Origin of the sequence: Roseivivax sp. THAF197b, from assembly GCF_009363255.1 — a bacterium.
In the GTDB taxonomy this organism is placed as follows: Bacteria; Pseudomonadota; Alphaproteobacteria; order Rhodobacterales; family Rhodobacteraceae; genus Roseivivax.
Window position 1 is genome coordinate 3785246 of the sequence record NZ_CP045318.1, and the last position, 9058, is coordinate 3794303.

Genomic DNA, 9058 nt, shown 5'->3' on the forward strand with positions numbered 1-9058 from the left:
TCTGAATCGTACGCACTGGATATTGCGTGCCGTCGCTGAGGACGCGTCGTGATATTCTTTCTGAAAGCCCTAAATTCTTCCTAATAGGCATGCATGAAATATCGCTAATTAGTATCAATATTTCTATGCTCGCCTCTCAAGTGCTTTCCGAGCTTCCGTCACAAATGATGTAGTATGTCCGTCTTTGCCATAGATTCGTAATTCTGCACGTGTTTTGGATGAATTTCCAATGCGTTGAGCTACTGCACGCAAGCCCGCAAGAGCCTCATCATAAAGCGTAAGATTTCTGCGTAATTTATATATAATTGGCGCGTCTAAATAAGCGGCATCTTCATCTAAGCCTATCATATCGAGAATCCTCTGCTTTTCTTTGAGAAGATCGCCAATACTTTCAAAATCTCCCTTCAGAAGCGCGCGATGCTCTTCTTCGAGTAGACTGTCAAGTTTATCAAATATCTGTTGGTTCATCTCTAATCTCCAAAAGTACTTGGAAGATATGCTCGCTCAAGCCAAGACCACCTCCCTCCACGATTGCACTTGCATATTCATCATTCAACATGGAGGAGAATTGTGCTTCTCCGGCGCCACCGCCAAAAGCTCGTCGAGGCTCCCCGAGACCAGCGGCTAATAACATCTCCGCTATGAGTTGTGTCTCTAGCGCGACGGCTGCAGAACGTAGTCTTGGTTCGTTCATATGAATAGTTTTGACAGAAAGATAGGTCTGCATGAGTGATCCCAAGATAATCAGATTTTTAGCTACTATCCGTATACTCAGTAAATATTTGGTAAGGATATGCGTGTTAGAGCGCTAAAAATATTGCGGAGCATTTGATGCAGCGTGTAACTTCTACCTTACAATCCCTAGCGAACGCGCAGCATGGTAATTGTTGCAGCATGAAACCCGATCCCTCACCTGAACTGAGCGATTTCTCCGACACTTACAATAGGTTCGAAGAAGAGACCGACGAGAGGGCTGCGCTCGCACAGGTTGATCAAACCTCTGAGCAACCAGGTGTAGATGTATCGAAAATCGTGGAAGCGAGATGTGAATCTGACGCCATAGATGAGCCAAAAAAGGAAAAGTTAAATTTAGAAGAGGGCAAAATACCAAACTCTAAAGAAATAGCGCTCTTGGATATCCTTCGCTCAGAAAAGGCAGAGGGCAGAATTGAAGATGCGCAGCCACTTTTTAGACGAGACAAGAGTTATTCAATTAATTCAGGTTTAGGAATTTTTCGATTTTATCAATCTGCGGTAAAAGGTACAAAACATCTTGAGAAACAAAATAAATTCAACAATATTGAAAGAGGAGCTGCAGTAAATAATGTTCGTGTTCAAGGTGTGTCAGAACAATCTCCAGTAGATTATGGCCGCACTTCATCAGAGATGGCGCGGAATAATTTAGGGGGCGTCCAGCCACTCAAAGCGAACATAGCTACAGAAAGAAATCAAGAAAATTTCGAAAGTAAGCATTCTTATTCAAGTGAGCATCTGGAAGAATGCGATTTCATATGCGGAAGGGAGTTGTCGCATAATAGTAATGATCTACAAAATGATGAATATCACAATGAGTTAAAGGTATCGCAAGAAACAGAGTCTAACGTCTTGGGTGTTCTGAATAAGTCCTTTAGGGGCGAAGATTATGGAAAAGGCGCGTATATAAATTTTACAAGTCCATTTCAAGAAATCAGAATTTCGGACCAGAATTATTATGGCAATGACATACTGCCAGAGCATAGCATCCCTTTCGGATCCATCAATAAAGCCACTTCAGTTCCTGAAACTGATGATACTATTGTGACGACAAAAATTCCAGAGTTTAATGAACCGGATAGTCTACGGTTACTACAACTTTCTGATCGTTTTTCGCAGAAAGACAATTCAAAACCTCAACAAAAGAAAATCCAAGCGATTTTTGGCACGGAGAAGTCTGAACCGACACCGCTTCATTGTACGGATTTCCATAAGCAAAAAAGTGTATTTTTGGTGGAGCCTGATTTTCCAGTCTCTGACAGTGGAAGGGGTCCCGGTTTGCAACCTCGACGTACGATTTTTGGAAACAGAATAACTCCTTCTGAAAGGATTTTATTAACCAATGTACTTCGTACATCAATCATTAATAATGAAGAACTAAAATAGTACTAACCTCAGACAATCTACGAACGGGTGGCTCACAGTATTTAATTGAATCTGCCAATATGAAGCCAGCGAACATGAAAAGTAGTGTAAAATTCCCTGAATTAAGTCCTAAAATGATAGGGGTGAGCGAATCTAGGCCAATGTACTCGGAGAAGTCTCGCTTGTTTACAGAGCAAATATCGACAACAAAATCTGCGCCTGAGATAGAAGGGTTGGACATTGTCACTCAGGTCCGACCCAATAAAGGGTTGTCCTTTCATTATGAACCTTCGCGACTAATAAAATTCAATGAGGCATCTGCTAAAGATATAAATCCCGCTGCGGAAGAAATTGGGCCAGCAACGAAAACAGCCGTGTTGCAGTCTGAGGTGAACTCAGAGGTGCAAACTTTGCCGGTAAGCCCGCGGTCGTTTATACATGGTTCTGATAAGACATCTTATCTCGAGGCTGAAACCAGCGAGCGAATGGCGCATCAAGAGGGTTTTGGTCTGGCTTCAAGTCAAACCGACGGAGTAAGCCGAGCGCAAAACAGCACTCCGTCGATATCAGTTTCTCCGCAAGCGCAGCCGATTTTGAGGAAAATCGCGGAGCATCTGCGCGTCGATGCCTCCGGAGTGATTGATTTGCGCCTTGAGCCCGAGGAACTGGGGCGGCTGCGCATCGCAATCTCGGCTGGGGAGGCCGGTTTCAACGTCCAGATCGTCGGGGATCGCATGGAAACTGTCGACTTGTTGCGACGGCATGCAGCAGCTCTTGAACGCGTCTTTTCAGACGCTGGCCTTGATCTGGCGAGTTTCGGTTTCGGCACTGGCTCGAAGATGAGTGATCGAGCGCAGCTCTCCACAGACGACAATTCCGTAAGCGAAGCGATCGCTCTGCCCGCCCCATCCTCAAAAGCCGTGCCTGGTTCGGAAACCGGTCGCGATGGCCTAGACCTCAGATTGTGAGAGAATAATGCAAATTGATGCCAGTATATCCCCTGCCTTCAGCGCCGGCGCAGGAGCCACGCAGGAGCAGCGCGAAACAACCCTGTCTTCGGATTTCGAGACCTTTTTGCAAATGCTCGTGACACAGGCCGAGAACCAGGATCCGCTCAATCCAATTGAGTCTTCTGACTATGCGGCGCAACTTGCGACCTTCGCCGCGGTGGAGCAGCAGGTGTTGACCAACGATCTTTTGCAACAGATGCAATCTCAGCTATCGGGGTCGGCGATGTCCGAATTGTCGGGCTGGGTCGGAGCCGATGTACTTGTGCAGGCACCGGTCATGTTCACCGGCACTCCTGTTCAATTGGCTCCGCAAACAGCGACCGGCGCCACGTCTGCGCAGTTGATCGTCAAGAATAGCGCGGGTGCCATTGTCAGCCGTGAAGCGCTTTCGGTACCGCCAGATGAGATAGTCTGGGCCGGGACGGACGAGAATGGTACTCCGCTACCCAGCGGCGTCTACACGTTCGAAGTTGAAAGCGCCCAGGATGGCCGGGTCATCGCGACCACAACGGCCCATGCGTATGGCGAGGTGGCCGAAGTGACGGCGGATGCAGATGGTGTCTCGCTGACACTGCAAAGCGGCGCAAGCGTGGCCATGAACGAAGTCAGCGCGGTGCGGCTGGCCGAAGGATGATCGATTTGGGCGCACACCCGGTGGGCGAAATTTCGTGCCAAGGAATACTTGGGCTGCCCTACTTAGGGGGCGATGTCGGATCGCTCCCAAGATGCCGGGTCTATCATGCTCCGCGCCGCGCAAATGTACCGGCGGCTGAGCCGCAGAAAACAGCCGCACCCGCAGGGACTTCAAACGAGAGAAACCCGCGCGAAGGTCAGCATATCGACCCGCGCTGCTACAAAAGAAGCATCGTGAGGGCCACGCTGCCCGCGCCACCAGCCACGCCAAAGGCCGCCCAGATCAAGCGCGTCGGCCAGAGCGATGGCTTGGCCACCTGACCGGACTGCGTCTGCTGCACGAGCAGACCCTCGACAAGGCCTGGCAATCGAGGTCCGAAACGGGCAACAACCTTCGCGGTTTCTTGCAGATCATGAAGGACGGCGCGGGGCCCAATCGAATTCTTGATGTATTCTTCGACCACGGGCTTCGCGGCATGCCAGATGTTCATCCGCGGATTGAGCGAGCGCGCGACGCCTTCGACCACAACCATGGTGCGTTGCAAGAGGATAAGCTCGGTTCGGGTCTCCATCCCGAAGCGTTCGGTCACCTCGAACAGATAGGCCAGAAGACGCGCCATGGAGATGCGGGTCGCGTCCATGCCGAAGATGGGCTCGCCCACCGCACGCAGCGCGCGGGCGAATTCATCCACATCGCGATCCGCAGGCACATAGCCTGCCTCGAAATGCACCTCGGCGACGCGTTTGTAGTCGCGACGGATGAACCCGTAGAGGATTTCGGCATAGACACGACGGGTATAGGCATCGATGTGGCCCATGATCCCGAAATCATAAGCAAGAATCGCCCCGTCCGCGGCAACCTTCAGATTGCCCTGATGCATGTCGCCATGGAAAAAACCGTCGCGCAGCGCGTGGTTAAGAAAGAGTTGCAGCACGCGCTCCGACAATTCCACACGGTCGATTCCCGCCGCATCGAGGGCTGCGTTGTCCCCCATGGCCGCACCTTCGACCCAGTCGAGGGTCATGACCCGACGGCCGGACAGGAACCATTTGACCTGGGGCACGCGGAACCCATCATCGGCCTCGGTATTCGCGGCGAATTCGGAGGCGGAAGCCGCTTCAAGCCGCAAGTCCAGCTCGCCCAACACGACACCTTCGAAATGCGCGATCACGTCGACGGGGCGCAGACGCCGCGACGCAGGCGAGACGAATTCGATGCAGCGCGCGGCAAAATAAAAGGCGTCGATGTCGCGGCGGAACGCGCGTTCGATCCCGGGGCGCAGCACCTTGACGGCGACGACCTCGCCAGTGTCGGCAAGTGCCGCTTTGTGGACCTGCGCGATGGAGGCCGCCGCGACCGGTTCGCTGAAATCCGAGAAGATGTCGCCGGGATCGACGCCTAGTTCCTCCTCGATGGCCCTGCGCGCGGCATCGCGCGGGAAGGGCGGCAGCTTGTCCTGAAGGACCCGAAGTTGGGCGGCAAGCTCCTCGCCGACGACATCCGGGCGCGTCGACAGGATCTGCCCGAACTTGATGTAGGCCGGCCCAAGCGCGGTCAGCGCCCGGGTCACCGGCGGCATTTTCGGATCGCCATCATAGCCCAGGAACGAGAAGGGCCGCCCGATGATTCGAGCCGCAATGCGGACCGGGCGCGGCGCATCCACTGCATCGAGAACGACCTTCATCGCGCCGGAACGTTCGAAGGTGGCGCCGGTGCGGATCAGCCGCCAGAGATTGATCGGTCCGCGCATCAGCTCAGAGCTTCCATCCGGAATGCAGGCAGGCAACGCCCATGGTCAGATTGCGGTACTTGGCCTGTTCGAAGCCCGCGGCGCGCACCATCCCAAGGAAGGTTTCCTGATCGGGGAAGCGGCGGATCGATTCGACAAGGTATTGATAGCTGTTGCGGTCGCCCGCGATCATCTGGCCAAGCGCCGGGATCGCATTGAAGGAATAGATGTCATAAAGCTTCTGCAGCCCGGGCTGCGGGATCTGCGAAAACTCCAGAACCATCAGCCGCCCGCCGGGCTTCAGCACGCGGTAAGCCTCGGCCAGCGCTTCTTCGGGACGGGTCACGTTCCGGATGCCGAAGCTGATCGTGTAGACGTCGAAACTGTTGTCCGGAAAGGGCAGCGCCATCGCATCGCCCACGACCCAGTCGAGGCTGTCCTGCATCGCTTCGGCCTCGGCACGCTTTCGACCTTCGACGAGCATGGGCTCGGTCAGGTCGAGCACGGTGGCATGGCCGCTGCCCGCCCGCTTTAGAAACCGGAACGAAATGTCGCCGGTGCCGCCCGCCACGTCCAAAAGACGCTGCCCGCGCCGCGGAGCCAGCCAATCCATCATCGCGTCTTTCCACAGACGATGGATGCCCAGGCTCATGGCATCGTTCATCACGTCATATTTCGAGGCGACCGACTGAAAGACGCCCCGCACGCGACCTGCTTTCTGCGTCTCGGGGATATCCTCGAACCCGAAATGCGTGGTCTTGTTGTGATCGTCAGTCATGAAAGGCATCCCGGCACTCTGTCAGCGTTGCTGACGTCGTACAGAGATGGCGCGCGGGCCACAAACAGTCAAATCGGCGCGGGTCTTTTCGCCGGAGGGCGCGCGGCCTATCTAAGCGCGGCCAGACAGGAGCCGCCCATGCCAGAACTGCCCGAGGTCGAAACCGTGCGCCGTGGCCTTGCGCCCGCCATGGAGGGCGTGCGGATCGTGCAGGCGGATGTGAACCGCCCCGATCTGCGCTGGCCCTTCCCGGATCGCATGGCGGAACGGCTCACCGGCGCGCAGGTAATGCAGCTTCGGCGGCGGTCGAAATACATCCTGGCCGATCTGTCGACCGGGGAGACGCTGCTGATGCATCTCGGCATGTCGGGCCGTGTGCTGATCTCGGGCGATTCGCTGGGTCAGTTCGTGCACGACCATCCGGCGCCCGAAAAGCATGACCATGTGGTCTTTCATATGGAGAACGGCGCGCGGATCACCTTCAACGATCCCCGCCGCTTCGGCGCGATGGACCTGATGGAAACCGACAAGGCCGAGGCCCATCCCCTGATGGCCGCGCTCGGACCCGAGCCTCTGGGCAACACGTTCCACGAGGCGCATCTCATCGCAGCGCTGAAGGGGCGCAACACGCCGATCAAGGCGGCACTGCTCGACCAGAAGATCGTGGCGGGCCTCGGCAATATCTATGTCTGCGAAGCGCTCTTTCGTGCGGGCATCCATCCGGCGCGCAAGGCGGGTCGAATCGGTGCGCAGCGGGTGGCCAGCCTCGTGCCGATCATCCGCGAGACGCTTCAGGTCGCGATTGCGGCGGGGGGATCCTCCTTGCGGGATTTTCGTCAGGCCAATGGCGAGCTGGGGTATTTCCAGCACAGCTTTGACGTCTATGGCCGGGAAGGCGCGCCCTGTCGGCGGAATGGCTGCGGTGGCGTCGTGCGTCGGATCGTGCAATCGGGCAGATCCTCTTTCTACTGCGCACAGTGTCAAAGATAGCTTGAACGAACGCCGCGACATGATAACCACATGGGTCTGACCGAAGCGCACGGAGCTCCGTTTCATGGCTTACGAGACGATCATCGTCGATATCGAAGACCACGTCTGCACCATCAAACTCAATCGGCCCGACGCCCTGAACGCGCTGAACAGCCAGCTCCTTCGGGAGCTTGCGACCGCGCTGGGCGAGGCTGACGCGAACGACAAGGTGCGCGCGATCATCCTGACCGGATCGCAGAAAGCCTTCGCCGCGGGCGCCGACATCAAGGAAATGTCCGAGAAAAGCTTCGTCGAAGTGTTCCTGCAGGATTTCTTCGGCCCCGAGCATGACGCCCTGACCAAGGTGCGCAAGCCCGTCATCGCAGCCGTTGCGGGCTATGCGCTGGGCGGCGGGTGCGAGCTTGCGATGATGTGCGATTTCATCATCGCCGCGGACAACGCCAAGTTCGGACAGCCTGAGATCAACCTGGGTGTCATCGCGGGCATCGGCGGCACGCAGCGCCTGACCCGGTTCGTCGGCAAGTCGAAGGCGATGGACATGCACCTCACGGGCCGTTTCATGGATGCGGAGGAGGCCGAACGCTCAGGCCTCGTCAGCCGGGTCGTGCCGGTCAAATCGCTGATGGAAGAAGCCCAGGGCGCGGCCGAGAAGATCGCCGAGAAATCGATGCTGTCGGCGATGGCTGCCAAGGAGGCCGTCAATCGCTCCTACGAGACGACGCTGGCCGAGGGCATCCTGTTTGAAAAGCGGCTGTTCCACTCGCTGTTCGCGACCGAAGATCAAAAAGAGGGCATGGCCGCCTTCCAGGAAAAGCGCACACCGCAATTCCGCGACAAGTAACCGCTGCTGCATCGTGGGCCGTACGCCCGCGGCGATTCCCGGGTTGCCTTGGTGCGCCAATTGGCCTATCGGTCGCGGCGAAATGCGCGTGATGCCCGCTCAGGCAAGAATCGATCCGGTCGTGTGATCCGGGTGTGGCGTCTCTGCCGCGCAAGACATTTGGAACACGAAGTAAGGTCGATCATCATGGCAAATACGCCCCAGTCCAAGAAGCGCGCACGCCAGAACGAGCGTCGCAACGCGATCAACACCGCACGCCGTTCGCGCATCCGCACCTACCTGCGCAAAGTCGAAGAGGCGATCGCCTCTGGCGACAAGGACGCGGCCCAGAAAGCCCTCCAGGTGGCCCAGCCCGAACTGATGCGCGGCGTCACCAAGGGTGTCTTCCACAAAAACACCGCATCGCGGAAAGTGTCGCGTCTCGCGGCACGGGTCAAAGCATTGGCCTAAAACGAAACTTTACCAGATTTATCGGTAAGATCCTGAAAAGGCGTCATTTTGTGGCGCCTTTTTGTTTTGTCTGCGGCCCTGTGTGGCTTTTCGGAACGCGCATGAGATTCTTTTCGACTGAATCCCGAGTCAATAGAAGAGAGCAGTTGCCGGCCTGCGTTTCCCTCCTCTAATTTCCCCTTAGCGAGTCACGATCGCTTGGGGGGACAGGTCGAGAGTTCGGCACGGAACGTTGGTTTGGTTCCGTTGATCGAACCTCTGAGGACTGAAATGCCTTCAGTCCTGCGCACGGCGTTTGTCGTGCTGTCAGGCTCTGTCCATTATCGCGCCAGTGGCGTGTCGGGTTGTCGTGCAGGTAGGGGCCTGCGCGATGACGTTCGGCTGTCACTCTTATCCGTCCGATTCCGTCCGGGATCGGGGTGGGTACGCTTTGCCTGATCGATTGTGTCCGCGGTGCAGTTGGGGCTGCGTCTGTATTTATTGATCGAAGCTTGGGGAAAGATCGAGA

Annotated in this window: 10 protein-coding genes; 6 read left to right on the plus strand and 4 right to left on the minus strand. The window is 56.0% G+C overall.

The window, feature by feature from the left end; all coding sequences use genetic code 11:
- Positions 1-123 precede the first annotated feature (123 nt).
- Entirely contained in the window at positions 124-468 is a 345-nt protein-coding gene (locus tag FIV09_RS18095; protein ID WP_152452225.1) for a hypothetical protein, read from the minus strand.
- Positions 449-727, minus strand: a complete 279-nt coding sequence (locus FIV09_RS18100) for a rod-binding protein (protein ID WP_152452227.1) — start codon at positions 725-727, stop codon at positions 449-451. The genes FIV09_RS18095 and FIV09_RS18100 overlap by 20 nt, the downstream gene beginning before the upstream one ends.
- Before the next feature lie 167 nt (positions 728-894).
- Between FIV09_RS18100 and FIV09_RS18105 the strand changes: the two genes are divergently transcribed.
- From FIV09_RS18105 to FIV09_RS18115, 3 genes are all read left to right on the plus strand, one after another.
- Positions 895-2139 carry a hypothetical protein gene (locus FIV09_RS18105; RefSeq protein WP_152452229.1) on the plus strand — a complete coding sequence of 415 codons (1245 nt, stop codon included), beginning with the start codon at positions 895-897 and terminating at the stop codon, positions 2137-2139.
- A 74-nt stretch (positions 2140-2213) separates the two neighbouring features.
- Positions 2214-3086: a flagellar hook-length control protein FliK gene (locus tag FIV09_RS18110; RefSeq protein ID WP_172975765.1), complete on the plus strand. Its 873-nt coding sequence runs from the start codon at positions 2214-2216 to the stop codon at positions 3084-3086.
- A gap of 7 nt (positions 3087-3093) precedes the next feature.
- On the plus strand, positions 3094-3762 hold the full coding sequence (locus tag FIV09_RS18115; RefSeq protein WP_152452233.1) for a flagellar hook capping FlgD N-terminal domain-containing protein: 669 nt from the start codon (positions 3094-3096) through the stop codon (positions 3760-3762).
- 217 nt (positions 3763-3979) lie between these two features.
- On the opposite strand, the gene ubiB is transcribed toward FIV09_RS18115, so the two are convergent.
- Together ubiB and ubiE are read right to left on the minus strand one after the other, a co-directional pair.
- Positions 3980-5512: a 2-polyprenylphenol 6-hydroxylase gene (gene ubiB, locus FIV09_RS18120; RefSeq protein ID WP_152452235.1), complete on the minus strand. Its 1533-nt coding sequence runs from the start codon at positions 5510-5512 to the stop codon at positions 3980-3982.
- Between the two features lie 4 nt (positions 5513-5516).
- On the minus strand, positions 5517-6269 hold the full coding sequence (gene ubiE, locus FIV09_RS18125) for a bifunctional demethylmenaquinone methyltransferase/2-methoxy-6-polyprenyl-1,4-benzoquinol methylase UbiE (protein ID WP_152452237.1): 753 nt from the start codon (positions 6267-6269) through the stop codon (positions 5517-5519).
- 138 nt (positions 6270-6407) lie between these two features.
- On the opposite strand from ubiE, the gene mutM reads away from it, so the two are divergent.
- The 3 genes from mutM to rpsT all read left to right on the plus strand — a co-directional run bounded on the left by mutM (position 6408) and on the right by rpsT (position 8550).
- Positions 6408-7259 carry a bifunctional DNA-formamidopyrimidine glycosylase/DNA-(apurinic or apyrimidinic site) lyase gene (gene mutM, locus FIV09_RS18130; protein ID WP_152452239.1) on the plus strand — a complete coding sequence of 284 codons (852 nt, stop codon included), beginning with the start codon at positions 6408-6410 and terminating at the stop codon, positions 7257-7259.
- Positions 7260-7323: 64 nt separating this feature from the next.
- Entirely contained in the window at positions 7324-8100 is a 777-nt protein-coding gene (locus FIV09_RS18135) for an enoyl-CoA hydratase (RefSeq protein WP_152452241.1), read from the plus strand.
- 186 nt (positions 8101-8286) lie between these two features.
- On the plus strand, positions 8287-8550 hold the full coding sequence (gene rpsT / locus FIV09_RS18140) for a 30S ribosomal protein S20 (protein ID WP_152452243.1): 264 nt from the start codon (positions 8287-8289) through the stop codon (positions 8548-8550).
- The last annotated feature ends 508 nt before the right edge of the window (positions 8551-9058 follow it).